At 62.3% G+C, this 24,754-nt stretch carries 23 protein-coding genes and 1 tRNA gene; 18 read left to right on the top strand and 6 right to left on the bottom strand.

Annotation, left to right across the window (positions count from 1 at the left end):
• The first annotated feature begins 73 nt into the window (after nucleotides 1-73).
• The gene (locus MF606_RS12130) at nucleotides 74-1,279 is read left to right on the top strand and encodes a DUF2336 domain-containing protein (RefSeq protein ID WP_240229493.1); all 1,206 of its coding nucleotides are present in this window, start codon (nucleotides 74-76) and stop codon (nucleotides 1,277-1,279) included.
• Between the two features lie 15 nt (nucleotides 1,280-1,294).
• On the opposite strand, the gene MF606_RS12125 is transcribed toward MF606_RS12130, so the two are convergent.
• Nucleotides 1,295-2,071 (bottom strand): NAD kinase, encoded by a 777-nt coding sequence (locus MF606_RS12125; protein WP_240229492.1) that lies wholly within the window; start codon nucleotides 2,069-2,071, stop codon nucleotides 1,295-1,297.
• Between the two features lie 105 nt (nucleotides 2,072-2,176).
• Nucleotides 2,177-2,950: a metallophosphoesterase family protein gene (locus MF606_RS12120; protein ID WP_240229491.1), complete on the bottom strand. Its 774-nt coding sequence runs from the start codon at nucleotides 2,948-2,950 to the stop codon at nucleotides 2,177-2,179.
• A gap of 190 nt (nucleotides 2,951-3,140) precedes the next feature.
• Between MF606_RS12120 and MF606_RS12115 the strand changes: the two genes are divergently transcribed.
• A tRNA-Thr gene (locus MF606_RS12115) sits at nucleotides 3,141-3,216 on the top strand.
• A gap of 58 nt (nucleotides 3,217-3,274) precedes the next feature.
• Here MF606_RS12115 and MF606_RS12110 read toward each other — a convergent pair.
• Nucleotides 3,275-4,207, bottom strand: coding sequence for a hypothetical protein (locus MF606_RS12110; RefSeq protein WP_240229490.1), 933 nt, complete (start codon nucleotides 4,205-4,207; stop codon nucleotides 3,275-3,277).
• Between the two features lie 328 nt (nucleotides 4,208-4,535).
• Here MF606_RS12110 and cysD point away from each other — a divergent pair, with 328 nt between their 5' ends.
• Both cysD and cysN read left to right on the top strand, forming a co-directional pair.
• On the top strand, nucleotides 4,536-5,444 hold the full coding sequence (gene cysD, locus MF606_RS12105) for a sulfate adenylyltransferase subunit CysD (RefSeq protein WP_240229489.1): 909 nt from the start codon (nucleotides 4,536-4,538) through the stop codon (nucleotides 5,442-5,444).
• Between the two features lies 1 nt (nucleotide 5,445).
• Entirely contained in the window at nucleotides 5,446-7,332 is a 1,887-nt protein-coding gene (cysN, locus tag MF606_RS12100; RefSeq protein ID WP_420842207.1) for a sulfate adenylyltransferase subunit CysN, read from the top strand.
• On the opposite strand, the gene MF606_RS12095 is transcribed toward cysN, so the two are convergent.
• Nucleotides 7,329-8,546 carry an ROK family transcriptional regulator gene (locus tag MF606_RS12095; RefSeq protein WP_240229488.1) on the bottom strand — a complete coding sequence of 406 codons (1,218 nt, stop codon included), beginning with the start codon at nucleotides 8,544-8,546 and terminating at the stop codon, nucleotides 7,329-7,331. The genes cysN and MF606_RS12095 overlap by 4 nt on opposite strands.
• 171 nt (nucleotides 8,547-8,717) lie before the next feature.
• Here MF606_RS12095 and xylF point away from each other — a divergent pair, with 171 nt between their 5' ends.
• The 5 genes from xylF (at nucleotide 8,718) to MF606_RS12070 (ending at nucleotide 13,842) form a co-directional block, all read left to right on the top strand.
• Nucleotides 8,718-9,737 (top strand): D-xylose ABC transporter substrate-binding protein, encoded by a 1,020-nt coding sequence (gene xylF, locus MF606_RS12090; protein ID WP_240233839.1) that lies wholly within the window; start codon nucleotides 8,718-8,720, stop codon nucleotides 9,735-9,737.
• A gap of 9 nt (nucleotides 9,738-9,746) precedes the next feature.
• A complete protein-coding gene (locus MF606_RS12085; protein WP_420842206.1) occupies nucleotides 9,747-11,063 on the top strand; it encodes a sugar ABC transporter permease in 1,317 nt (438 codons plus the stop codon).
• 15 nt (nucleotides 11,064-11,078) lie between these two features.
• Nucleotides 11,079-11,861, top strand: coding sequence for an ATP-binding cassette domain-containing protein (locus tag MF606_RS12080; protein ID WP_240229487.1), 783 nt, complete (start codon nucleotides 11,079-11,081; stop codon nucleotides 11,859-11,861).
• A 105-nt stretch (nucleotides 11,862-11,966) separates the two neighbouring features.
• A complete protein-coding gene (locus tag MF606_RS12075) occupies nucleotides 11,967-12,644 on the top strand; it encodes a DUF1345 domain-containing protein (protein ID WP_240229486.1) in 678 nt (225 codons plus the stop codon).
• 70 nt (nucleotides 12,645-12,714) lie between these two features.
• On the top strand, nucleotides 12,715-13,842 hold the full coding sequence (locus MF606_RS12070) for an S-(hydroxymethyl)glutathione dehydrogenase/class III alcohol dehydrogenase (RefSeq protein ID WP_240229485.1): 1,128 nt from the start codon (nucleotides 12,715-12,717) through the stop codon (nucleotides 13,840-13,842).
• A 107-nt stretch (nucleotides 13,843-13,949) separates the two neighbouring features.
• Here MF606_RS12070 and MF606_RS12065 read toward each other — a convergent pair whose 3' ends face one another.
• Nucleotides 13,950-14,306, bottom strand: coding sequence for a cupin domain-containing protein (locus tag MF606_RS12065; RefSeq protein WP_240229484.1), 357 nt, complete (start codon nucleotides 14,304-14,306; stop codon nucleotides 13,950-13,952).
• 53 nt (nucleotides 14,307-14,359) lie between these two features.
• Between MF606_RS12065 and MF606_RS12060 the strand changes: the two genes are divergently transcribed.
• The 4 genes from MF606_RS12060 to MF606_RS12045 all read left to right on the top strand — a co-directional run bounded on the left by MF606_RS12060 (nucleotide 14,360) and on the right by MF606_RS12045 (nucleotide 18,182).
• Nucleotides 14,360-14,911, top strand: a complete 552-nt coding sequence (locus tag MF606_RS12060) for an AAA family ATPase (RefSeq protein ID WP_240229483.1) — start codon at nucleotides 14,360-14,362, stop codon at nucleotides 14,909-14,911.
• Nucleotides 14,904-15,368, top strand: a complete 465-nt coding sequence (locus tag MF606_RS12055) for a YaiI/YqxD family protein (protein ID WP_240229482.1) — start codon at nucleotides 14,904-14,906, stop codon at nucleotides 15,366-15,368. Before MF606_RS12060 ends, MF606_RS12055 begins: the two co-directional genes overlap by 8 nt.
• 165 nt (nucleotides 15,369-15,533) lie before the next feature.
• The gene (locus MF606_RS12050; RefSeq protein ID WP_240229481.1) at nucleotides 15,534-16,334 is read left to right on the top strand and encodes a polysaccharide deacetylase family protein; all 801 of its coding nucleotides are present in this window, start codon (nucleotides 15,534-15,536) and stop codon (nucleotides 16,332-16,334) included.
• A 162-nt stretch (nucleotides 16,335-16,496) separates the two neighbouring features.
• Entirely contained in the window at nucleotides 16,497-18,182 is a 1,686-nt protein-coding gene (locus MF606_RS12045; RefSeq protein ID WP_240229480.1) for a hypothetical protein, read from the top strand.
• A 68-nt stretch (nucleotides 18,183-18,250) separates the two neighbouring features.
• Here MF606_RS12045 and MF606_RS12040 read toward each other — a convergent pair whose 3' ends face one another.
• Nucleotides 18,251-19,252 (bottom strand): LacI family DNA-binding transcriptional regulator, encoded by a 1,002-nt coding sequence (locus MF606_RS12040; RefSeq protein WP_240229479.1) that lies wholly within the window; start codon nucleotides 19,250-19,252, stop codon nucleotides 18,251-18,253.
• 148 nt (nucleotides 19,253-19,400) lie between these two features.
• Between MF606_RS12040 and MF606_RS12035 the strand changes: the two genes are divergently transcribed.
• From MF606_RS12035 to MF606_RS12015, 5 genes are all read left to right on the top strand, one after another.
• Entirely contained in the window at nucleotides 19,401-20,186 is a 786-nt protein-coding gene (locus MF606_RS12035) for a glucosamine-6-phosphate deaminase (RefSeq protein WP_338084370.1), read from the top strand.
• Nucleotides 20,176-20,955 (top strand): sugar isomerase domain-containing protein, encoded by a 780-nt coding sequence (locus tag MF606_RS12030; protein ID WP_240229478.1) that lies wholly within the window; start codon nucleotides 20,176-20,178, stop codon nucleotides 20,953-20,955. The genes MF606_RS12035 and MF606_RS12030 overlap by 11 nt, the downstream gene beginning before the upstream one ends.
• Entirely contained in the window at nucleotides 20,952-22,103 is a 1,152-nt protein-coding gene (locus MF606_RS12025) for an N-acetylglucosamine-6-phosphate deacetylase (RefSeq protein WP_240229477.1), read from the top strand. Before MF606_RS12030 ends, MF606_RS12025 begins: the two co-directional genes overlap by 4 nt.
• Nucleotides 22,100-23,371: a neutral/alkaline non-lysosomal ceramidase N-terminal domain-containing protein gene (locus MF606_RS12020; RefSeq protein ID WP_240229476.1), complete on the top strand. Its 1,272-nt coding sequence runs from the start codon at nucleotides 22,100-22,102 to the stop codon at nucleotides 23,369-23,371. Before MF606_RS12025 ends, MF606_RS12020 begins: the two co-directional genes overlap by 4 nt.
• Before the next feature lie 144 nt (nucleotides 23,372-23,515).
• On the top strand, nucleotides 23,516-24,739 hold the full coding sequence (locus MF606_RS12015; RefSeq protein WP_240229475.1) for an ABC transporter substrate-binding protein: 1,224 nt from the start codon (nucleotides 23,516-23,518) through the stop codon (nucleotides 24,737-24,739).
• The last annotated feature ends 15 nt before the right edge of the window (nucleotides 24,740-24,754 follow it).

Here is a 24,754-nt window from a genome sequence, read left to right as displayed (position 1 = left end):
CTGCCGCATTTATGGTGAACCGTTCCTTAAGCCTTCCCGCATAAGGTCAATTTGCCGATGTGCGGAGAGCGGAATGGTTGCGTATCAGGAGTTCGTGTCACTTTCCCAGTCGCTGGATAGCGAGGAACGTGGCAGCGCGGCCCACCTTTCGGCTTTGGCCTATCTCAACCATGTCGGGCCGGCCGATGAGCATGCCGCTCTTTACGCCGCTCTGATCGGCTTTCTGGACGATCCCTCGGTGAAGGTTCGCGCCGCGCTGGCGTATGGCCTGTTGCACTCGACCGAAGCGCCGCGGCCCATCATGCTGGCCTTGCTGCACGATAGTGCGGTGATCGCGCGTGCCGTGCTGCAATACTCTCCGGTTCTGATCGATGCCGACCTCATCGGGCTTGTTCGCACGCTCGATCTTTCCATGCTGCTGTCGATCAGCCAGCGATCGACGATCAGTCCGCGCCTCGCCGCAGCGCTCGTCGCGCGACAGGATAGCCAACTGACCCTCCGGCTGGTGAAGCGCCGCGAGATTGCCCTCGGCGACACGTTGCTCACCGAACTGGCCGTTGCTTTTGGCGAAGACGCCGAAATGCGAGGGGCGCTGCTTGGACGCAAGGACTTGCCGGCCGCTGCGCGCTTGCTGCTGGTGCAGAAGGTGACCGAGGCATTGCGCCAAGCCCGCATCGTCAAGGGTGCACTGCCGGCTGATCGGCTGGGGCGTGTGTTGCGCGACAGTTCGGATACCGCCCTTTCGGCAATTGGCGAACGCGAGGCTGTCAAGGCGTGCCCGATCTATGTCTCCGACCTGATCGTCACCGACAGGGTCAATACCCGCATCCTGCTGCATGCCGTGGTTACCGGTCATGTGATGTTCTTTGCCGATTGCCTTGCTGAACTGGCGCAGACGCCGCGCGGCAAGGTCTTTGCCCTGCTCGAAAGCGGCAGCCGACCGGCGCTTAATGCATTGTTTGCGCGGTGCGGCCTGGGCGCTGGCGTCCGCAACCTGCTGGCACGCCTGGTGCTGCATGCCCGCGCCACCGATCTTGCCGACGATGCAGGTGCACGCCACTACGTGGTCACCGCGTTAACCGAGGAGCTGATCGGCGAGCATGATGGGGTCATCCCCCCGGAACTTGAGGAAGCATTCGCCTATCTCAGCGAGCAGAATATCCTGCTGGCGCGCAAGGCGGCGCGCGGCGTGATGGCAAGCTTCGCCCAGGACGCCTCGGCGCCAATGGCCCTGCCAGGCTTGATGGAGGAAACCCGGCTCGCCTTGCCGGCCGCCTGAGCTAAGCCGCCTGCGTCAGTATCGGAACTGCTCGCTGAGCACGCGTTCCTCAAGGCTCGTGCCGGGGTCGAACAGCAGCGTCACGCCGTGGGTCCGATCCTCCTGCACCGTCACCTCCAACACGTTCTGGAATTCCACATTATCAGCCACCGCGCTGACCGGGCGCTTGGCCGCCTCGCGCGTGACGAACTTTACCACGGCGCGGTTTGACAGAATGGCGCCGCGCCAGCGACGCGGGCGGAATGGAGAAATGGGGGTCAGCGCCAGCAGCGGCGCCTCGATCGGCAAAATCGGGCCGTGGGCGGAGAGATTGTATGCCGTAGAACCGGCCGGCGTGGACAGAAGGGCGCCATCGCAGATCAGCTCATCCAGCCGCGTCTCGCCGTCAACAATGATCTGGATCTTGGCCGCCTGGTAGGTCGAGCGGAACAACGAGACTTCGTTGAGCGCGAGGGCGGTCTGACTTTTGCCCGATGTATCGAGAACCTGCATGGACAGCGGGTAGATGCGGGTACGCTGGACGACGCTGAGGCGCTGCTCAAGGTCGTCTTCAGAGAAAGCGTTCATCATGAACCCGACCGAACCGAAATTCATGCCGTAGACCGGCACCCCGACGCGCATGACGCGGTGCAGCGTCTGCAACATCAGCCCGTCGCCACCCAGGGCAACCACGATATCGGCGGTTTCCAGCGCGTAATCACCATAGCGGGCCTTAAGGCGCGCAGCAGCGGCATCTGCTTCCGGCGTGCCATTGGTGACGAAGTTAATGCGGTCAGCGGGTTGGCTCGACACGGTAGTCTCCGGAAAGAGTCGCGCGTCTGCCTAGCATAGGGAGGGGGCGGGAGCCAGCTAGCGAGAGGCCAGATCGGAGGGCAACGGGATACGATCCGCGTTGGACTAGACTTCTGCCGTGTCAAAGAAAGAGAGCGTACCGGATCGATCCATGCGCACCGCCGTCAGGATGCCGGTGGCAAAGGCCGCGGTATCGATGCCGATACGGTGGGAGCGTATGCTTGGCCTGTCCGAAGGTGTGTGACCGTGAACCACTCGCGGGCCGGAATGGCTCTCAAGGCCCAAGAAGGCTTCGCGGATCCAGATGAGATCTTCGTCTTGCTGCGCTTCAATGGCGACGTTAGGCCGAATGCCCGCGTGGACGAACACCATGCCTGGCAGTGACAGCATGATAGGCAGGCTGCTCATGAAGGCCACATGGTCCGGCGGGATACTGTCGTCGAGTATCGATCTGCGACCGGTCAGGTCGGCTTGCGCAAAGAGGGCCTCGTCGATGCCGTATGACCTGAGCGTCTCAATGCCGCCAAACCGGAGCCAGCTGGAATCGTTGCGGGGATTGGCGAGGAAATCCAGCATCATCGCCTCGTGATTGCCGAGGAGGCACACGCGCCGGAAGCCCTCAGGCGGAGGCCGGCAAAGATGATGCAGGACGTCGGCGGATGCTGGTCCGCGATCGACGTAATCGCCCAGCATGATCAGCCATTTTTCGCCAGCCACACTGGCTGCATCGGCGGTGATGATGGCTTCAAGCCGCATCAGTTCGGCGTGACATCCGTGAACGTCGCCTATGGCGTAGACGACAGCCGGCCATTCGTCAGAGCTCAACCGGGGATGACCGATATCCTCACGGACCGGCGGCGACAGGAGTTGTTTGATCAAGCGGAGCATGCGGTTGTTGCGGCCTTCGAGAGTTCGGCTTGTGGATGGTGCTGCTCAGGCCGTCGGCCACCTGCCTTGCTCGCGAAGCAGCATCAATCGAGCTTTGCCATGCAGTCAACGGTCATGCCATGGACCGTTTTGATATGGGTCGCTTGCTGATTGGCGCGGCGAATGCTAAACGCGCCCGCATGCCGGTATAGCTCAGTTGGTAGAGCACCTGATTTGTAATCAGGGGGTCACGGGTTCGAACCCTGTTGCCGGCACCATCCGATTTTGACGTTCTCCAAGAACCCCTGGGACGGACGCACGATAGTCGTTCGTTCTCTATAGATACCGCTCCATGAACTGGTCCGGAATATCGAACAGCTCCGCCTCCAACTCGGGCAGTTCGGCGATCGATGCGAGCCATTGCAGCAGAATCTCTTCATTCATGCTTTCCGCGAGGGCATCAAGCACGGCCCGCCGGTTTTCCGGCGGGAAGAACGGCCCGTCCTTGTTTGACGGATCACCCTTGAGGCAATGGGACCAATTCCAGTGGATGGCGGGTTCGCCGCTACGCTGGAGTTCAGATGGCGATTTGACATCGCCGGTCAGCAAGCCATGGCCCCCGACGAACCAGGTGAGGAGTTGCGCGTGCCAGTAAGGACATTCAATCAACAACGCTGATCGGATCCAGGACTGGACGTCGTCGGGCGTGAGGTATTTGAGCAGGAAGGCCATTGAAGCCGACAGGTCGCCGCTCGCGTCGTGCCAACCCCATCGGCCGTCGGGCCATGCATGCCGGTGTAGTACAGCGCCGAGGACAATCCGGCCATTGTGCCAGCAGGACGGGAGCACCAGGACACGCCCGAGCGTGTTGATCGCGTCCTCGCGAAACAGCTTGTATGGCGGTTCTACTACTCCAGCCGGGTATACGGCCATGAATGCGGTGACCAGCGTCTCGCCGAGCGTGCTCACCCAGCTCTCGTTCGCACGCGGGATGAGGCGCGGAAGCAGATAGTGGAACCAGTCGCGCCATTCGTCGGATGGACCGAAGCTCGACGCTCCGCCCGCGATCTCTTCCAGTGGCTTGTCGAGCTCCTTGATTGGCAGGCCGTCGAGGTCACCCATCAAGTTGGTGAACATGTAGCGGGTTTCGCCCATGAACCACGCCTCTCCCATTGGACTATCCGGACGAGGGAAGGCTTTCCGCATGCGGGCCAGCGCAGCTTCGCCGGGGCCATTGGAGGGGTGCCATCGAAAGGCTGCGCTGGTCATCATGTCCTTTCTAGAGCGATACTGGAGGCCTTTCCGGCATGGTATTCGTGCGGCGGCATGGGGCCAATGATATTCGGTGACCCTGCCTCTCCGGTCCAAGTGAGGATTTTTTTTGCGCAACAGGTGCTGCGGGAGCACTTCTTTGGCACTGCGTGAACGTCGCACAGAGTGCTATGGCGAGCTTCGGCGGGGTCGCAGACAAATATGCCCCAAGGCCTTGTAGGCTAAGGGTTTGCGGGGGTTTTGGGCTTGATCGGAAGGCGGCTCCGGCCTAACCACTGGCAGGTAATAGCGCCCAGTTGGGGCGTGGTGTTGGAGTATGGGCCGCGTGAGCCAGAGTCCCTTGACCCACCTGCAGACCCTCGAGGCGGAGAGCATCGAAATCCTGCGCGAGGTTGCCGCGAGTTTCGAGCGGCCGGTGATGATGTATTCGATTGGCAAGGACTCCAGCGTCCTGCTGCATCTAGCCCGCAAGGCGTTCTTCCCCAGCAAGATTCCGTTTCCGCTACTGCACGTCAACACGACCTGGAAGTTTCGCGAGATGATCGCGTTCCGCGATCGGATGGCGGAGGAATACGGGTTCGATCTGATCAGCCACACCAATCCCGATGGCCTGCGCGACAATATCAATCCGTTCGATCACGGCTCGTCGCGCTATACCGACATCATGAAGACCGCAGCTCTGCGGCAGGCGCTCAATGCTGGGCAATACGATGCCGCTATCGGTGGGGCGCGGCGTGACGAGGAGAAGTCGCGCGCCAAGGAGCGCATCTTTTCGCACCGCAATGCCACCCATGCCTGGGATCCAAAGAACCAGAGGCCCGAGTTGTGGCGGGTGTTCAATACGCGCCTCAATCCGGGCGAGAGCATGCGTGTGTTTCCGCTCAGCAACTGGACCGAGCTGGATATCTGGACCTACATCTATTCCGAAGGCATTCCGATCGTGCCGTTGTACTTCGCCAAGAAGCGCCCGATCGTCGAGCGGTTCGGCACACTGATCATGGTCGATGACGATCGCATGCCGCTCAATACCGATGAGGTGCCGCGCGAGGAAATGGTGCGCTTCCGTACGCTGGGCTGCTATCCGCTGACCGGCGCGATGCGATCCACGGCGGCGAGCCTGCCCGAGATCATCATGGAAATGCAGGCCAGCCGCACATCTGAGCGGGAAGGGCGGCTGATCGATAGCGACAGCGTTGGTTCGATGGAAAAGAAGAAGCAGGAAGGGTACTTCTGATATGACCCTGCCGATGGCTACACCTGATACCGATATCGACCTCTGGCTCAACCAGCAGACCGATAAGTCGTTGCTGCGCTTCCTCACCTGCGGCAGCGTCGATGATGGCAAGTCGACGCTGATCGGGCGGCTGCTTTATGACAGCCAGCTCATCCTCGACGATCAGTTGGCGAGCCTGAAGAAAGAGAGCCGCAACCGCACGACCGGCGATGAGGGTATCGACTTCTCGCTGCTGGTCGATGGCCTGGCGGCCGAGCGCGAGCAGGGCATCACCATCGACGTCGCCTATCGTTTTTTTTCGACCGACAAGCGCAAGTTCATCGTCGCCGACACGCCTGGCCACGAACAGTATACGCGCAACATGGCAACCGGTGCGTCGAATGCCGATCTGGCGCTGGTGCTGATCGACGCCCGCAAGGGCGTGCTGACGCAGACGCGTCGGCATAGCTTCATCCTGTCGCTGATCGGCGTGAAGCACGTGGTGCTGGTGGTCAACAAGATCGATCTCGTCGACTACGATCAGGCCGTGTTCGACAAGATCGTCGCCGAGTATCGCGCCTTCGCCGAGCCCCTCGGTTTCAAGAGCCTGGCGGCGGTGCCGGTTTCGGCGCTGCGGGGCGACAACATCCTCGCAACTAGCCCACGCACGCCATGGTACAGGGGCTCGGCGCTGGTGCCATACCTTGAAACTGTCGAGGTGGCCGAGGATCGAACGGAGCAGAAGTTCCGCTTCCCGGTGCAATGGGTCAATCGGCCCAATCTCGACTTCCGCGGATTATCCGGCACCGTGGCGTCAGGCGCCATTGCGGTTGGCGATGATGTGCTGATCGCCTCGTCGCGCAAGCCGGCCGTGATCAAGCGCATCGTCACAATGGATGGCGAGCTGAACCAGGCGGTGGCCGGGCAGGCCGTAACTCTGGTGCTCGATCGCGAGGTGGACGTGTCGCGCGGCGATGTGTTGGCGCGGCCCGGCGAGACGCCCGAATTCTCCAATCAGTTCCAGGCACGCCTGGTCTGGATGAGCGAGGAGTCCGCTTTTCCAGGACGCTCTTACCTGCTGAAGGTCGGCTCGCAGCTCGTGCCGGCGACCATCACCGATCTCAAGTTCCGCACCAACGTCAACACGCTGGAGCATACTGCAGCGACCAAGATCGACCTCAACGAGGTCGCCACCGTTACCATCGCGACCGACAAGCCGTTGGCCTTTGATAGCTATGCCACTAACGCCTTGACCGGCGGCTTCATCCTGATCGACCGCTTGTCCAACGCTACCTTGGGGGCCGGCACGATCGAGTTCGGCCTGCGGCGGGCGCAGAATCTGACCTACCAGGCTTTCGACGTGAATCGCGCGGTTCGTGCCTCAATGAAGGGCCAGCAGCCGCGGATTGTTTGGTTCACGGGGTTGTCGGGGTCGGGCAAGTCGTCCATCGCCAACCTGCTCGAGAAGCGGCTGACGGCGGAGGGCCGCCATGCCTATATCCTTGATGGCGACAATGTGCGCCACGGCCTCAACAAGGATCTCGGCTTCACCGAGGCAGCCCGCGTTGAGAACATCAGGCGCGTGGCTGAGGTCGCCAAGCTGATGGCTGATGCCGGACTGATCGTGCTGGTCTCGTTCATCTCGCCTTTCGAGAAGGAACGGCGCCTAGCGCGCGAGATTGCCGGCGATATCGACTTTGCCGAGGTCTATGTCGATACGCCGCTGGAAGTCTGCGAGGCTCGCGATCCCAAGGGTCTCTACAAGCGCGCCCGCGCCGGCGAGATCAAGAACTTCACCGGCATCGACTCGCCGTTCGAGGCTCCCACCAATGCCGAGCTGGTACTGCATGGGGCCGAAGACGAGCCAACGGTGCTTTCCGAACAGCTTTATGACTGGCTGAAGATCTAGGCGAGGCCGGCGAAGTCGGCCTGGTCGATCTCATTGAGGGTCTTCATAAGCAAGCCCTTGAAGATTGGTTCCTTCTCGTCGTGATGCGGCACGATCTGCGGCATGCCGTTGATACGGCACACCAAAGTGCCGGCCAGGGCAGCGGTAATTTCGCCCTGCATGAGGCTAAAGGCCCGGGCGCCTGGGCCGACGATCAGGACGTGCGAGGGGTCGAACACCGCCATCATGCGGCTCAGCCCAAAGCCGATGGCCCTGCCGGCGAGGTTAAAGGCGTGGGTCGCAGCTCGATCGCCGGCTTCGGCCCGGGCGATCAGGCCCTCGTACTGTGCTGCGGGCACAGCGGGGGCAGGGGCCGCTGTTTCGGGCACGGAATAGGCCGCACGCAACACGCCATAATCCGAGGCATATGCCTCGATGCAGCCGCGCATGCCGCAGCGGCACAGGGCGCCATTGGGCATGTGGTTCATGTGGCCAAACTCTGTGGCGCCTTCGTCGCCGCGCCCCATGATCTGGCCACGAAACGTGATACCCATGGCTACGGTCGAGCCGACGAAAACCGTGGCGACGCTGGCGTCATGCAGGCTCGGATCGAGCCAACGGGCGCCTTCCGCTAGCAGGCGGCCACGCTTGTGCACGGTTACCGGATGGCCGGTTGACCTGGCTACGTCGTCGGCAAAGGCATGGCCAGCCAGGTGTGCTATTGGCGACCACTTGAGGCTGCGCCCCTCGCGGTCGAGAATGCCCTGGACCGACACCGCGATGCGCTTGAGGTTTGGACTTTCCTTGGGGTTGCGCGCCGCCAGCTGTGACAGGCGTTCGGCAAGGAAGTCCGTTGGTGCGGTCTCCTGGAAGGTGGTCGGCGTTACCGGGCTTTCAAAGCGGTCGACCAGCACGCCGCCATAGTCCACCAGCGAGACCCGTGCCCTGTTTACGTCGATCTCGACCAGCGCGGCGTAGCCGATGGTGCGGTTGAAGCCCACCAGCGTTGCCGGCCGGCCACGTGTGCGGCCCTGCGGCTTCTCCGCCGAAACCAGTTCGACTATGATGTTTTGTGCGACGAGGTCGGTGGTGATCGCGGTTATCGTGGCGTGGCTCAGCCCAGTTTGGGCGGCCAATACGGTTCGCGATTGCGGGCCGTGCACCCGCAACGTGCTCAGCACCAGCCCGCGGTTTTCCCGCCGCACGCTATCGCTATCGCTGACCTTGGGCGCCAAGCGGCCGTCTCCCCTCACTTAGCCGGCTCGTGATAGCACTGGACTAGCTCAATCCGGCATTTAATTCGAGGCTCGAAATTGGCGTTGACAGCGATTGTGGGGCAATGTCACTTCGCCTGTGGCGGTGGGTGGCCGCCGGGGAGGTCGACAGTGGCGTGGCATCAAGCGGTCCTGCTTTGGATCGGCGTTCTGCTGGGGACGACTGCCGCCAGTGCTCAGGATCAATTGGTCATCGGCGTGAGCTGGAACAATTTTCAGGAAGAGCGCTGGAAGACCGATGAATTTGCATTGCAGGCAGCTGTGACCGCGGCCGGTGCTCGCTACATCTCCGCTGACGCCCAATCGTCCGCTGGCAAGCAGTTGACCGATATCGAGAGCCTCATCGCGCAAGGCGCTGATGCGCTCATCGTTCTGGCCCAGGACGGCGAGGCGGTGGGGCCCGCTGTGTCGGCTGCGGTGGCCGAGGGCATTCCCGTCATCGGTTATGACCGGCTGATCGAAAATCCCGACCTGTTCTACCTCAGCTTCGACAATAAGGAAGTGGGACGCCTGCAGGCTCAAGCGGTGTTCGCGGTGCGGCCCACCGGCAACTACGTCTTCATCAAAGGGAACTCGGCCGATTCCAATGCCGATTTCCTGTTCCAAGGTCAGATGGAGGTCCTGGGGCCGGCGCTGGAAGCCGGCGCCATCGTCAATGTCGGCGAGGCCTATACCGACAACTGGAACCCCGAGGTGGCCCAGGGCAACATGGAGCAGTTCCTGACGGCAAACAACAACGAGATAGACGCCGTTGTCGCCTCCAATGACGGTACTGCCGGCGGCGCCATCGCCGCACTCGCCGCGCAGGGTCTCGCGGGAGCGGTGCCGGTCTCGGGGCAGGATGGCGAGCATGCTGCCCTGAACCGGATCGCGCTGGGTACGCAAACCGTGTCGGTGTGGAAGGATTCCCGCGAGCTGGGCAGGAAGGCCGCAGAAGTGGCTATCGCACTGGCGGAAGGGACGGCGCTGGATGCGATCGAGGGCGCAACGAAGTTTTCCGGTGGGCCGCGAGGGGTCGAAATGAACGCCTTCTTTATCGCACCCGTGGCGGTGACGCGCGACAACCTGAACGTCGTGATCGATGCCGGGTGGGTCGGCAAGGCTATTGTTTGCCAGGGCGTCACGCGCGGCAGCGTTGCGGCCTGTGACTAGGAGTTCGATTTGACCGACCAGAACGCATCGCCGGTCACGCATCCCAGTGCATATGCGCGTAATCCGGTGCAGCGCTTCCTGCTGGCTACGGAAATCGACACGCGGTTGGTCGGCATGATGGGGGCGCTGGCCATCGTGTGGATCGGCTTCAACGTTTTTTCCGACGGGCTGTTTCTGACGCCGCGCAATCTCTGGAATCTGTCGGTTCAGACGGCCTCGGTGGCCGTCATGGTCACGGGGATGGTCTTCATTATCGCCACGCGGAATATCGACCTGTCCGTCGGCTCCATCCTCGGACTCGTGGGCATGGTCATGGGTGTCATGCAGACCAACATCTTGCCGGTGCAGCTTGGCCTTGGGCTCGGACACCCGCTGATCTGGGTGCTGTCCCTGTTGGCTGGCCTGCTCGTGGGCGTGGGTATTGGCGGGCTGCAGGGCGTAATCGTCGCCTATTTGCGGGTGCCGTCGTTCATCGTCACGCTGGGTGGCTATCTGATCTGGCGCGGGGCGGCGTGGTGGGTCACCATGGGCCGCACCGTTGCCCCCATGGACCCGACCTTCCAGCTCATGGGTGGCGGGCCAACGGGGTCGATCGGGGCGTTCTGGACCTGGATCGTTGCTGCCATCGCCTGCCTCGGCATCGTAGCCGCCCTCTATTCAGGTCGGCAACAGCGGCTGCGCTTCAACTTCCCGCGGCGTCCGCTATGGGCCGAGATTGCGCTGGGCATTCTCGGCTGCGGATTGGCCATGGCAGCAGCGTGGGTTGCCAATGCCTATCCTTGGCCTCGGCGCATCGCCGAGAGCTATGCCGCAGCCAATGACGTGACGGTGCCCGAAGGCGGCCTCTTCATTTCACACGGCTTGGCAATTCCCGTGCTGATCGCCCTGGGAGTCGGCGTGGTGATGACCTTCATCGCCACCCGTACGCGTTTCGGCCGCTACATTTTTGCCATGGGCGGCAATCCGGAAGCCGCGGAACTCGCGGGCATCAACACCCGCTGGGTGACGGTCAAGATATTCATGCTGATGGGTGGGCTCTGCGCGATTGCCGCCGCCATCTCATCGGCACGCCTCAATGCCACGACCAATGCCCTTGGCACCCTCGACGAGCTCTATGTCATCGCCGCGGCCGTCATCGGGGGAACATCGCTGGCGGGCGGCGTTGGGACGATTGCCGGGGCCTTGCTTGGGGCGCTGGTCATGCAGTCTATCCAGTCGGGCATGGTGCTGCTGGGGCTCGATAGTCCGCTGCAATCGATCGTCGTGGGTGTCGTGCTCGTCTTTGCGGTCTGGCTCGATACGCTCTACCGCCGCCACAAACGCTAGGGAAAGCCAGTCTCGATGCTCGATAGCAGAACACCGCTGGTCGAAATGGCCGATATCTCGATCTCGTTTGGCGGCATCCGGGCCGTTGACCGGGCGTCGATCGACCTGTTCCCGGGGGAGGTCGTTGGCCTCTTGGGCCACAACGGGGCGGGCAAGTCGACGCTTATCAAGATTCTATCCGGTGCTTACAGGCGCGACGCCGGTTCGATCCGCATCGACGGGCAGGCGGCGACCATCAACAATCCACGCGACGCCAAGGGCTATGGCATCGAGACGATCTACCAGCAGCTGGCCGTGGCCGATAATGTCGACGCCGCCGCGAACCTGTTTCTGGGGCGCGAGATCACTACCTCGCTCGGTACGCTCGACAATGCAGCGATGGAGTCGAAGGCCCGCGAAGTGATGGGGCGGCTCAACCCCAATTTCCGCCGCTTCAAGGAGCCGGTCAAAGCGCTCTCCGGTGGCCAGCGGCAATCAGTGGCCATTGCACGGGCCATCCTTTTCGATGCGCGCATCCTGATTATGGACGAGCCGACCGCGTCGCTTGGACCGCAGGAGACCCAGCAGGTCGGCCAGCTTATCCGCCAACTCAAGGCCGACGGCATCGGCATTTTTCTCATCAGCCATGATATTCACGACGTCTTCGATCTCGCCGATCGGATCGTGGTGATGAAGAATGGTCAGGTCGTGGGCAGCGCTCGCACTACCGACGTAACCAAGGACGAGGTGCTTGGCATGATCATTATCGGCAAGGTGCCGGCGGGCGCGACCGCCGGGCCGGGAGCTATTTCCGGCTGAGCGCGTTGTGCGCCGCGCCGTGACTGCTCGACAAAGGGGTACTAGATGGCGACGCGAAGCAAGCGACCGGCCAAGAGCGCCGCGGGAAAACCCAGGAGCCGGCGCGTGGCATTCGGCTTGCGGATTGCGTCGGTCAAATTGCCCCGCCATGGGGCTTTCTTCATCGGGCTGGCCTTGGGGGCCGTCGTGTTCCTGGTCAGCTTATGGCTGGCGCCGGTATTCGCCGTGCCATTTGGCGCCATCACGATGTTCCTGGTCTACCTCGTACTGGTAGCGCTGATGTTACCGGTACTGACGCCGGAATTCCTGCTTTCGCGCGCCGACGAGGCGGATACACCGACGGCCTTCATTTTCGCCGCAGCCATCGGTGTTGTCGGGGTGTGCTGCGCAACGCTGTTCATGGCCCTGAACGGGGAAGAGGGGCCGCTGCTCTACGAGGTGCTATTGAGCGTGATATCGGTGCTGTTGGGATGGTTCACCATCCACACCATGGCCGCGCTGCACTATGCCTACGAGTATTACGAGTCGCCCTCGGCCAACCCGGGCGGTAAGTCGGGTGCCCTCATCGGTGGGCTCGAATTTCCCGAAGGCGACAATCCCGATGGGGTGGCCTTCCTCTATTTCGCCTACGTGATCGGCACCGCCTTCGCGGTTTCGGACATTCGCGTCACGTCCAACAAGATGCGCAAAATCGTGGTGATGCATTCCACGTTTGCCTACTTCTTCAACACGTTGATCGTCGCCGCGACCGTCAATGTCGCGGTCGCAGTGGGCAATATCTGAAGGTAGAGCGGTTGCCGCCCGGGGGACCGCATGCCAAACCTTGGGAAAGCCCACCAAGGAGAATCTCATCATGAAAACCCGTGCCGCCGTCGCCTTTCAAGCTGGCAAACCGCTTGAAATCGTCGAGGTCGATCTCGATGGTCCCAAGGCCGGCGAGGTCATGATCGAGATCAAGGCGACGGGTATCTGCCACACCGATGACTTCACTTTGTCCGGTGCCGACCCCGAAGGATTGTTTCCCGCTATTCTTGGCCATGAGGGCGCGGGCGTGGTGGTCGATGTTGGTCCTGGTGTGACCAGCCTTAGGAAGGGTGACCACGTCATCCCTCTCTACACGCCCGAATGCCGGGAGTGCTATTCCTGCCGTTCCGGCAAGACCAATCTCTGCACTGCCATTCGGTCAACACAGGGGCAGGGACTAATGCCCGATGGAACCTCGCGTTTCTCGTTCGAGGGCAAGCCGATCCATCACTATATGGGCTGCTCGACCTTCTCGAACTTCACCGTTCTCCCGGAGATCGCCGTCGCGAAGATCGATGCTGCGGCCGCTTTCGACAAGGTCTGCTATGTGGGCTGCGGCGTGACTACGGGCATAGGCGCGGTGATCAATACGGCCAAGGTTGAGATTGGCGCGACCGCAGTGGTTTTCGGGTTGGGCGGCATAGGCCTCAATGTCATCCAGGGCCTGCGCCTGGCCGGCGCCGACATGATCATCGGTGTCGATATCAACAATGACAAAAAGGCCTGGGGCGAGCGCTTCGGTATGACGCATTTCGTCAACCCGAAGGAGATCGAGGGTGACATCGTTCCCCATCTCGTCAACCTCACCAAGCGCCGTGGTGACCTGATCGGCGGCGCCGACTACACGTTTGACTGCACCGGTAACACGATGGTTATGCGTCAGGCCCTCGAAGCCAGCCATCGCGGCTGGGGCAAGTCGGTTGTTATCGGCGTGGCCGGTGCGGGCAAGGAAATCTCGACCCGGCCGTTTCAGCTCGTCACGGGCCGTACCTGGATGGGAACGGCGTTCGGTGGTGCCAAGGGGCGCACCGATGTGCCCAAGATTGTCGACTGGTATCTCGACGGCAAGATCGAGATCGATCCGATGATCACTCATACGCTGCGCCTCGAGGACATCAACAAAGGCTTCGAGATGATGCATTCGGGCGAGAGCATTCGCAGCGTCGTAGTCTACTAGCGACGAAGCGGCGCGTATTGGCCGGCTTGCCGCCATGCCCTCGGGCTCCGACCCGAGGGCTTTGCCAGCGTGCCGTGACAGCAGCGTCAAGCACCGAAGCCGCGCCGTCACTCCAGCCAGATCGTCTCGAAAGTCCCAGCCTCATGGATATCGATCTGCTCAAGCAGGTCGGGGCCGAGGTTAGCGAATTTGTGGGGCACATTGGCCGGGCAGACAACGATCTGGCCGGCGACCGCATCGATCGTTTCGTCGCCGACGGTAAACCGCACCCGCCCATTGCGGACGATGAAGGTTTCAGGGTAGGGGTGTCGATGTAGCCGTGGTCCGTCCCCGATCTTTTCGGTGCGGACAAAGATCACGCAGATGTTGGCGCCGTAGGCCCCACCTTCGAACTCCCCGCGCCAGTGATCCTTCGCTTCGGCGGCATCGGCCCATTCGGCCTTGTTCACGACCTTCCCCGTCATCTCGCTCTCCCGGCCAGTCATGGCCCAATTCCTCATTGCGCAAAGGACGCATCATGATCACGCATGCCGACAATCTCTTCATCATCACCGGCGGCCCTGGCGCTGGCAAGACTACGCTTCTTACGGCCGCCGCCTCGGCCGGCATTTGCATCGGAAAGGAGGCCGCCCGGGCTATCATCCAGTCGCAAACCGCTATCGACGGCCCAGCTGTGCATTGGCGGGATAAGGCGCTCTTTGCCGAACTCATGCTCGATCGAGATATTCAGACCTTCGAGGCTTTGAGCTCGATAGCGGGGCCGGTGTTATGTGATCGCGGCATACCCGATCTTGTTGCCTATGCGCACATGTTCCCGCTCGCCCAGGATGCGCATTTCCGACGCGCTGCCAACCTCTACCGCTACAATCCAATCGTCTTCTTCGCTCCGCCTTGGCGCGAGATCTTTGTAACCGATGCTGAGCGCGTGGAGGGCTGGGAGCATGCCGTGAGCGTTTATGCGCCGATGCGTGACGTCTATGCCGAACTGGGGTATCGCGTTGTTGAGCTACCGAAAGCGCCAGTGGCGGAACGACTGGCCTTTGTGAGAGATGTCATTGCCCATGCCTGATCCGACCATCTTCGTGGATGCTGATGCCTGTCCAGTAAAGGACGAGGCTATGCGCGTCGCCGAGCGGCTTGGGCTGGTCGTCACCTTTGTCAGCAATGGCGGAGTCCGCCCGTCGCGCGACCCCATGGTGCGCGTAGTGGTTGTCACGGCCGGCGCCGACGCGGCCGACGACTGGATCGTGGAGCAAGCGCGGGCCAACGACATTGTGCTTACGGCCGATATTCCTCTCGCCAGCCGCGCCATCGATAAGGGCTGCCATGTGCTGGGTTTCACCGGCAAGCCATTCACGACAGCGTCGATCGGCATGGCGCTGGCGATGCGCGACCTCAAGCAGCATTTGCGGGAAACCGGCGATATCAAGGGGTACAATCCGGGCTTTCGACCGGCCGATCGTTCCGCCTTTCTAAGTGCGCTGGACACCCTTGGCCGCAGGGCCAAGTCGTTGGCCGGTAAGTAGTTCTTAAGCTTTCACGAGGGGAATATTAACCATAATCGCCAAAACTGAGCGCAGTTGTGATTGCGCTGAGTTTTGGCTGTGTCGCTTACGCGTTTCGTTATGCCTTTTGTGCTTGCCGGGATCGCCCTTTGTGGGTGTGCCAAGCCTCCCAGCCAACACAGCGTTATGGGGCAGCGTGTCGCCGCCATAGATGCTACGTCGGTCACCGGCAGCATCTTTCCGGCCTCGCAGCCGATCAATCAGCAGCCGCTTCCGGAGCGCATCTTCTCATCGGGCACACTGGGCGGGCGCACGCTGCAGGTAGCGTCGACCACCGACATCATCCTGCGACCCGGCGAGGTCGTGCTGACATTCGACGATGGTCCGCGCCCGGGCAAAACCGGGGAAATCCTGGCAACGCTCGACCAGTTCGGCGTCAAGGCGACGTTCCTGATGCTGGGCTCGGCAGCGCAATCCCACCCGCGGCTGGCGCAGAAGGTCGCTCTGAGCGGACATACGGTGGGTAGCCACACCTTCGACCATGTCGATCTGAATACTCTCAGCCGCCAGGCGGCGCTGGACGAGATCGCCAAGGGTGAACGCGCTGTGTCCCTGGCGCTAGCGGGCGCCGGTCAATCGCTGTCGCCGTTCTTCCGCTTCCCCTATCTGTCGCAGAGCGGTTTCCTGCGCACCAATCTGATGCAGGGAAGCGTTGTGGTGCTCGATGTCGATATCGACAGCAAGGACTATTACTCTGACACGCCCGAGGCCGTTGCCGCCCGCACGCTGGCACGCCTCGACCAGCGCGGGTCCGGCATCATCCTGTTTCATGACATTCACCAGCGCACGGTCGACATGCTTCCCGCCTTCCTGGCGCAGCTCGAAGACCGCGGCTACTCGGTCGTCCGGCTCGTGCCCAAGGATACCGGCATATTCGGCCGCGACGTCATCACCGCCGACGCGCCGGATTTGCGTGGGACGCTTTGACGCTGCAGGTGTAACGAGAGCTATGGACTACCGTCATGTCACTGTTCGCCCCGCGTAAGGTGGACGCCAACAATAACCATGGTTGTTAACATTAACGACAGCGCGCCTCGGACGTAAGCACGCAAAGTCGCTATCCGGTCCTCCTTGCATGGGGAGACCGAGATGAGCGTCGACGCACGAAGCGGTGAGCAGTTTCCGGCGAGCATCGGCACGGGATGGCTTGTGCCGCTGGCCATATTGGTCATCGCTGGGCTAGCAATCGTTGGCTGGACGCTGGCGCCGGCGCTTGCTGTCGGCGATGCGGCCAACGACGCCCTGTTTCTGGCCGACGGTGCTCGACGCATGGCCGCGGGCCAGTGGCCGCATATCGACTTCTCCCTCCCCACCGGCGCTCTGCCGTATGCACTCTACTGGGCCGCGCAAGCCTGGTTGCCGGGCGTGCCGGCCTTTATGGGAATGCAAATTCTCGGTTTTCTTGTCGTTGCGCCGTTTCTTATCCTTTCTACGGCGAACATGCCCAGTCTCTGGGCTCGGCTGGCGCTCACATTAATGGTCGCCGTGACTGCGATCCTGCCGTTCAACGTCACGGCAAGCGGCCTGTGCACGCCGGACCTTTTCGCTTCCTATAACCGACTTGGCGCTGCGTTCTCCCTGGCATTTCTGCCTTGGATATTCCGAACCCGTGAGGGCCAGGGTATCGCGGGACCCGCCGCCGTGATCGTCGCTGCCGTTCTGGTGGCGATCTCCATCAAGGTGGTTTATGCAGGCGTGGTTCTGGCGCCCCTAGGTGTCCTGTTCTTGCTTGATCGTCGCTGGCGCATCATTGCGCTGGCCGCCCTTGTCGGTGTTGCCGCTGTTCTGGGGGCTGTTGAGCTGACGACCGGCCTGGTTCGTGGCTACGTTCATGACATTCTGTCCATGTCCGCGGTCAATGGTCCGTTCGCGAAGTATTTCCTGGGTTCGTTTGTCTACAAGCATTTCTTCACCATCGGTCTGTCGATCGCGCTGGTGGCATGGCTGATGTGGGAGGCGAACGACCGCGTTTCGGTGGGTGCTGGTCTTTTGTTCCGTCTGCAATCTGTGGCCGTGCCCTTGGCAATGGGTGCAGCCGTTTTTGCCGTCGCGGTGTCGGAGAGCCAGAGTACCGGCGGCATGGCGATGACGGCCGCGCTCTCGCTTCTCTTTGTTCCGGGACTGCTGACGGCCAAGGGCCAGTCTCAAACCCGATTGATCTTGGTGGCGGGCGTGGCCGTCGCGATCGGCGGACCCTTGCTCGTAACAGCGGCGCAGCGCAGCTACTGCTCGCTCAGCGCGCGCAATGGCGAGAACATAGCCACCGATTGGTCACGCTCATTTTTGCCGTATGCGGTGGTGCCTGCTGAGGCCGCTCGAATTGCAGAGGCAAACGCGCAGATTTGGGAAACGGCTGATGAGGCTTCACAGCAGCTCCTCGACGAACTGATGGAACCGGTTGAGCCTGTCCGCTACCTGACCGAGTGGAAAACCGCGTATGACGCTGTCACGGCGTTGCGTGAACGTGGTCTCGACAGCGATTTGGGCAAGACGACGACGATAAGCTACGTCGACCTGTTCGGGGCGGCGCTGCAGACCGATATGCCCAAAGGCGTCAAAGTGGTGCCGATCATCGAACGAACTATCGCCGAGCTCAGCGATGCAGAAGCAAGCGCTTATCTTGCCGACGCGGATACGGTGTTCCAACCGACCTGCGGCGTCACCAAGGGGCGTCCGGGCTTTCGCTTGGACACTTGGTTCCTGCCCACGCTGGAACGAGAATTCAGCGCAACACCGCTCACCAATTGCTGGACGATGTATCGTCGAAAGCCGTAGCGATGAAGCGGTTTTCCAGGCTCAAAGCTCTCTTGCTGTTACGCCCGCAACAGCAAGGAACGGTCGTGCTAGCGCGCGATCAGGGCTGGGCCGGTGGTTTTGCGGATCACCAAGCTTGTGTTGAGGACATAGCGAACGTCTCGGATCGCCTGGTTTTGGAGAATGTCCATCAGCAGGTTCAAGGCGGCCTTGCCGGCTTCGACTGAGCGGTTGGATACGGTGGTCAGCGAGGGGTAGGTGGCGGCGCCCAGCACGTCGTCGCAGCCGACCACGGCGAAATCGGCCGGTACGGCGACGCCCTGATCCGCGAGTTCGGCAAGCATGCCCTGCGCGGTGAGATCGTCGAAGGCGATAGCGGCTGTCGCGCCGGTCGCGAGGACGCTGGCGGTGATCTTGCGGCCAGATTCGAACGCCGCGAACTCGTTGGAGATGACGGTGACTTCGAGCCCGAATTCTTTCGCCGAGCGCCGGACGGCGCTTCGGCGCTGCTTGTTGGACCAGGAGCCGTGCGGGCCACCCACATAGACCAGTTTTCTGTGACCCAGGCCAGCAAGGTGGGCAACGGCTTCGGCGACGCCGGTGGCGCTGTCGATCAGGATGCGCGGAATGCCCTCCACGTCGCGGTTGACCAATACCAGTGGGCGGCGGGCGGCATGCTCGATGATCTGCTCTTCGCTGAGCCGCGAGGACACCAGAACGAAGCCCTCTACCTGGCCGGCGAAGCGCCCGATAAGCTTGTCTTCCTGCTGCGGATTTTCATCGGAATTGCCGAGAAACACGCAATAGTCGGAACGATCGGCTTCCGATTGGGCAGCCCGGATCAGGGGTGGGAAGAACGGATTGGCTACGTCCGGCACGATGAGGGCAATGTTGCCATGCCGGCCGGTGCTGAGTGCGCGGGCCGTATGGTTGGGGACGTAGCCCAATTGCTCCGCCGCCGCGAAGATTTTGCGTACGGTTTCCTCGCTGAGCATTTCTGGCCTTGTAAAGGCGCGAGACACGCTGGACTTGGTCACGCCGGCTGCGGCAGCGACCTGATTGATCGTGGGTCTGTTCTGGCGGGGCGTCATCGTGGGGTCTCTAGCTTGCCTTGAACGTCATGACATGGTCGGGGGGCATAAGGCTAGTCATACCCGCTTGACATGCAACCGGTTGCATTAAATAGTCGCCAAAGCTGGGCGTCGCATTCTATCGAGAGCCTGGCGTGTGGAGGTTTTCTTGACGCTTGATGCTTCAACCCGGGCAAACATCACCCGCAAGGCCGGCCTGATGGGCGTTCAGTCCTTTGCCACCAGAGCGCTGATGGGCGAGGCAGCCGCGCGCGATATCGCCGATGCTCTGCGCGGCGCGTTAGCGCACCAGCAGGATGTGCGCATGGTTTTCGCAGCCGCGCCCAGCCAAGCCCAGATGCTGGCCGCATTATGTGCGGCCGAAGGTGTCGACTGGACCCGCGTCACCGCATTCCACATGGACGAATATATCGGCCTAGCGCCCGACGCGCCCGAGCGCTTCGCCTCGTGGCTGGACAACAATCTCTTTGGCCGCGTGCCATTTGCCCAGGTGCATCATATCGTCCCCGAACCTGATGCATCGGCCGCGGCAATGCGCTACGCGGATTTGCTGGCTGCTGCGCCAATCGACTTTGTGTGCTTGGGGATTGGTGTCAATGGACACATTGCTTTCAATGATCCGCCGGTCGCGGACTTCGCCGATCCGCTGGACGTCAAGGTGGTCACCCTTGATGAGCAATGCCGACAGCAGCAGGTCGACGACGAATGTTTCGCCAGCTTCGATGATGTTCCCGAGCAGGCCATTACCCTGACAGTGCCGCGCCTGATGCGCGCCGGTCGGCTTTTTTGCGTGGTGCCCGGCCAGTTGAAGCGGGACGCCGTGCGTGCGTCTCTTTATGGTCCGATCAGCACCGAATGCCCGGCGAGCATTCTGCGTCAACATCCCGATTGCAGCCTCTATCTCGATTCGGAGTCCGACCCCGATGCCCAATAACTCAGTGATCGACGCCGACGCGCTATGCGCGGGTTACTTGTCGGGCGTTACTGCCCTGATGCAGTCCATTCTGGTCGAAGAGCGCGATGCTCTTGACCGCGCGGCGGCGCGGCTGGCCGACCAGGTCGCGGCTGATCGCCTGATCTATGTGTATGGGCCTGGCGGGCACTCCAACCTCGCGGCGCAGGAAATCTTCTTTCGCGCCGGCGGGCTGATGCATGTCAGTGCCATACTGGACGAAGGCACGCTGCTATCCAACGGCGCGCTGCGATCCATGGCCGTGGAGCGCACGCCGGGCTATGGCAAGGTTGTCATCGACGACCAACGCCTCGGGGAAGGCGACCTGCTGCTCCTCACCAATGCCTATGGCATCAACGCTGCGCTGATCGACGCCGCCATAACTGCGCGTCAGCGCGGAGCCTTCCTGATCGGTTTCAATTCACACGCCCATGCCAATGGGAGTGCGGCAACGCATCCGGCGCGTCACCCGACGCGACAGAATTTGCACGATATCGTCGATATCTCGATCGACACCAAGGTGCCGATCGGCGATGCGCTGGTGACGGTCGATGGCGTCGGTGAAAACATCGCAGCGGTTTCCACTTTTGCCAATGCTTTCGCGCTCAATTGCCTAGTGATCCGCACCGTGGCCAAGCTGGCGGAGCGGGGCGTCGAGCCGCCGATCTGGCGCAGTGGCAATGCGCCAGGCGGCGATGAAGCCAATGGGCGGTTCCTGGCGCGGTTCCGTGATCGGGTGCGCTGGCTGTGAGTAAGGCTGCCCGCATTGTTGGACGCGATCCGGCAACCGGGCAGGGGACTGCCATAGATTGTCGTGACGGGAGGATCGTCGCCATCACTCCCGCCATCGTGGACGAGACCGCGCCATTCCTTTCCGCTGGTTTCGTCGACCTGCAAGTCAATGGCTATGCTGGTCATGACTTGAATGCTGGCGCGCCCAGCCGCGAAACCCTTGAGCAACTGGCCCGCCACCTGCTTGCGGCCGGCGTTACTTGCTTTGCACCAACGCTTATTACCGCCAGTGAGCCCGCCCTTTGCGCCGCCTTGGACAGCATCGCTGCGGCAAGGCGAGAAAGTCCGCTCTTAGCGCGGATGATTGGGTTCGTGCATGTCGAGGGGCCGTCGCTCGACCCGGCGGATGGCCCGCGCGGCGCGCATCCACTCGAACATGTCCGCCCGCCCAGCCTTGAGGAATTCGTCCGATGGCAGCGCGCCGCTGAGGGCCTGGTGGGGCTGGTGACTCTGTCGCCGCATTATCCGGGCGCACCGGCTTATGTCGAGGCGCTGACGGCCCAAGGCGTCCTGGTTTCGATCGGCCACACCGGCGCCACGCCAGAGCAGATCATGGCGGCGGTGGATGCCGGGGCAAGACTGTCGACGCATCTTGGAAATGGTGCTGCCAGCATGCTGCCGCGCCACCCCAATTTCATCTGGTCGCAACTATCCGACGATCGGCTGACAGCCAGCTTCATTGCCGACGGACATCATCTTCCCGCGACAACGCTTAAGGCGATGCTCCGGGCCAAGACGCTGGACCGATCCATTCTGGTTTCCGACGCGGCAGCGTTGGGCGGCCAGCCGCCGGGACGTTATCGAAGCAGCATTGGTGGGGACGTAGACGTTTCCGTCGATGGGCGTCTCAGTGTCGCCGGCACGCCCTATCTGGCGGGAGCCGGGCATCTGCTCGATCGCAATATTGCCTATGCCATCGAGGCGGCAGGTCTGTCGCTGGCGGAAGCGCTGCGTCTGGCGACCTGTAACCCCGGGCGATTCATGGGCGGGCGGGGAACGCTTGCGCCTGGTCAGTGGGCCGATATCACGCGGTTTTTCTGGGCGCCCGGCGATCGCAAGCTAACGATTGAAGACGTGTTCCTGGGTGGAGAAAGGGTTTCGGCATGATCCGCGCGGGGGCGGCAGTTGTGGATATTACGCCGGAGCCCGGGCTGCATCTGGCGGGCTTTGCGGCACGCACGGAGCCCGCAACTGGCGTGCACGACCCGCTGACGGCTCGCGCCATCGTGGTCGAAGATACGGCGGTCGTTGTCCTCGACGTGATCGGTTTGCACGAAGACATGGCCGCGCGGATACGCCGACGCAGCCCACTACCAGACGACCGTATCATCGTGGCAGCAACGCATACCCATGGCGCACCGGTCTCCATGTTGGGGCGGCTGGGGCGAGCTGCGGACCCAGAATTTCTGCGGCGTATCGAGGACGGCGCTGTCGAGGCTGTGCGGCTGGCCTGCGAGAACCGGCGCCCGGCGACCATTGCCGCGGGTATGGGGGGCGACCCCGGCGTGGCTTGGAACCGGCGCCATGCTGACGGTCCCCTGGACCGATCGGTGCCCGTGATCCGCATTCGCGATACGAACGGGCAGTGCATCGCCGTAATGGCGTCCTATGCCTGTCACCCCGTGGTGCTGGCTGCGGACAATCTGCTGATGACGTCGGACTATCCGCACTTTGTTCGGCAGGCGATTGAGGCAGCGCATCCGGGAGCGGTGTCCTTGTTTCTCACTGGCTGTGCGGGTGACGCCAATACCGGCCACACGGCCCAGGCGTCCTGGACGCTGGCGTCCAACACTGCCCGAACCTTTGCCACTGCGCAGCGCCTGGGTGAGCGGATCGCGGCAGCGGCCATGGAGGCGGAGGAGCGAAGGGGCGCCGATACGGTCGGCGCTGGGTATCGCGAGATCGATTTGAGCCTGACGCGTCTCGAAGATGCGCCCCTGCCGGGTTTGGCTGCGAGTTGGCGTCTGGAGCAGGAAACGGCTGAGCCCGTCCGGGCCATCCTGCTTGGCCATTGGATCGAGTGGGCTGAGCGTAATCGCAATGTAGCGCCCGGCACTTGGCGGGCCCGGGTCAGCCTGCTCGATTGGGGCGGCATTCCCATCGTAGCCATGCCGGGCGAGATCTTCAGCGAGACCGGACTTTCCGTCCGGGGCGCCTGTGCCGGCCGGCCGGCCTTCGTGCTTGCCTATGCCGAGGGGACGCCCGGCTACATTCCACCGCGCAGTGAGTTTGCATTCGGGGGTTACGAAGTGGAGGAAGCTCACCGCTTTATCGGCATGCCGGGTGCCTTCGCGCCTGGTTCGGCGGAGGCGCTGGCCGAGGCCGCGCGCGCATTGCTCGGTGAACTCCACTTGACAGCGCAACCGGTTGCATAACAAACTCCACTATCGCCTGTGTAGGGAACGAGCGAAACAAGGGGAACTTTCATGACACGTGTATCGAAGCTAGGCCGCCATTCTGCATCTGGTGGGTTGAGGCTGGCATTGCTCGGCTCCGCAATGGGCTTTGCAGCAGTCGCAATGGCACCGGCCGTCAGCGCACAGGAAATCCGGGTCTGGAGTGGTTATCCGGAGCTGGCGCCGTTCTATGAGCATGTCGCCGAAGGCATGAAGGCCGAGTATCCCGATCTCAGCGTCAAGGTGGAAGCCATCGCGCTGCGCGAGCACGAGAAGCGGCTCGCGCTGGGGCTGACGTCGGGCGAAGCCGCTGAAGTCATCGAACTCGGCACCTCGACGGCGACGCGCTACCTCGAAAACGGCCTGTTCAACGTCGCGCCAGAGGCCGTCGCGGCCTTCGTGCAGGACCCGGCTAACTTCAATGACTTCTTCCGTGACTCGGCCAGCTATGACGGCACCGTCTATGGCCTGCCGCTGTTCCGCGGCCAGAGCGCACTCTACTACAACACCGAAATGTTCGAGGCCGCCGGCCTTACAGAGCCACCGGCCACCATGGCCGACTACACGACATATGCCGAAGCCCTGACGCAGCGGGATGGCAGTGGCGCTCCTACCGTGTCTGGCTGGAGCATGCGCCTTTCCGGCGGCGGCCAGGGCATTGCCGAGAAGTTCTGGATCAACATGTTCCAGTACGGCGAAAGCCTGGTCGAGCAGGATGCCGACGGCAAGTGGAAGGCGGACTTTGCTAATGAGCAGGGCCGCGCTGCGCTCAAGCAGTATCTGGAGAACGTCCACACGCTGAAGACGGTGACGATCGAAATGCCGGCCGATGCCGAAGCGTTCGAGCGCGAACAGACCGCTATGTTCATCCGCGAGTCCTGGGTTATCGGCGATATCGCCGCCAAGGCACCGGATTTGCCCTATGCCACGACCACGTTGCCGCGCGGCTCAATCGTTGCGCCGGTGTCGCTGTGGATCAGCGGCGAGGGCGCGGAAGCGGAAGCCGCGTGGGCCTTCGCGCAGGCGGCCAACGAGCCGGACAACCTGCTATGGCTTTTGGACAATGTCGGCTGGCTGCCAAACCGGTCTGGTTTGGACTATAGCGCGATCCTGGAGGCCAAGCCGGCACTGGCAGCTTTCGTCGATTATCCGGAAACCTATGAGTTCTTCTCGCTGCCCAATATCGGGCCGGTAGAGGAAATTCTGACCCGGACGGCGGCGCGCCTGACCGAAGCCTTCGCCAACCCTGCGCTGGCCACGGACGACGCGGCGATCGACGCAGTGCTGGTCGCCACGCAGGACGAGATCAACGGCCTACTCCAGCGTGAAGGGCTGCTGGCCGAATAAGCCAGCGCTGCCGAA

This window comes from Devosia lacusdianchii (genome assembly GCF_022429625.1).
Classification (GTDB): domain Bacteria; phylum Pseudomonadota; class Alphaproteobacteria; order Rhizobiales; family Devosiaceae; genus Devosia; species Devosia lacusdianchii.
The sequence above is the reverse complement of the archived record's forward strand: the minus strand, read 5'-3'. Positions and strand labels throughout refer to the sequence as shown.

Bases quoted from the DNA above. Each gene is read 5' to 3' on its own strand.
- MF606_RS12130 (WP_240229493.1), top strand. From the start codon at position 74: ATGGTTGCGTATCAGGAGTTCGTGTCACTTTCCCAGTCGCTGGATAGC.
- MF606_RS12110 (WP_240229490.1), bottom strand. From the start codon at position 4,207: ATGACCAGCGCAGCCTTTCGATGGCACCCCTCCAATGGCCCCGGCGAA.
- cysN (WP_420842207.1), top strand. From the start codon at position 5,446: ATGACCCTGCCGATGGCTACACCTGATACCGATATCGACCTCTGGCTC.
- MF606_RS12080 (WP_240229487.1), top strand. From the start codon at position 11,079: ATGCTCGATAGCAGAACACCGCTGGTCGAAATGGCCGATATCTCGATC.
- MF606_RS12070 (WP_240229485.1), top strand. From the start codon at position 12,715: ATGAAAACCCGTGCCGCCGTCGCCTTTCAAGCTGGCAAACCGCTTGAA.
- MF606_RS12065 (WP_240229484.1), bottom strand. From the start codon at position 14,306: ATGACGGGGAAGGTCGTGAACAAGGCCGAATGGGCCGATGCCGCCGAA.
- MF606_RS12060 (WP_240229483.1), top strand. From the start codon at position 14,360: ATGATCACGCATGCCGACAATCTCTTCATCATCACCGGCGGCCCTGGC.
- MF606_RS12055 (WP_240229482.1), top strand. From the start codon at position 14,904: ATGCCTGATCCGACCATCTTCGTGGATGCTGATGCCTGTCCAGTAAAG.
- MF606_RS12050 (WP_240229481.1), top strand. From the start codon at position 15,534: ATGGGGCAGCGTGTCGCCGCCATAGATGCTACGTCGGTCACCGGCAGC.
- MF606_RS12045 (WP_240229480.1), top strand. From the start codon at position 16,497: ATGAGCGTCGACGCACGAAGCGGTGAGCAGTTTCCGGCGAGCATCGGC.
- MF606_RS12040 (WP_240229479.1), bottom strand. From the start codon at position 19,252: ATGACGCCCCGCCAGAACAGACCCACGATCAATCAGGTCGCTGCCGCA.
- MF606_RS12030 (WP_240229478.1), top strand. From the start codon at position 20,176: ATGCCCAATAACTCAGTGATCGACGCCGACGCGCTATGCGCGGGTTAC.
- MF606_RS12020 (WP_240229476.1), top strand. From the start codon at position 22,100: ATGATCCGCGCGGGGGCGGCAGTTGTGGATATTACGCCGGAGCCCGGG.
- MF606_RS12015 (WP_240229475.1), top strand. From the start codon at position 23,516: ATGGCACCGGCCGTCAGCGCACAGGAAATCCGGGTCTGGAGTGGTTAT.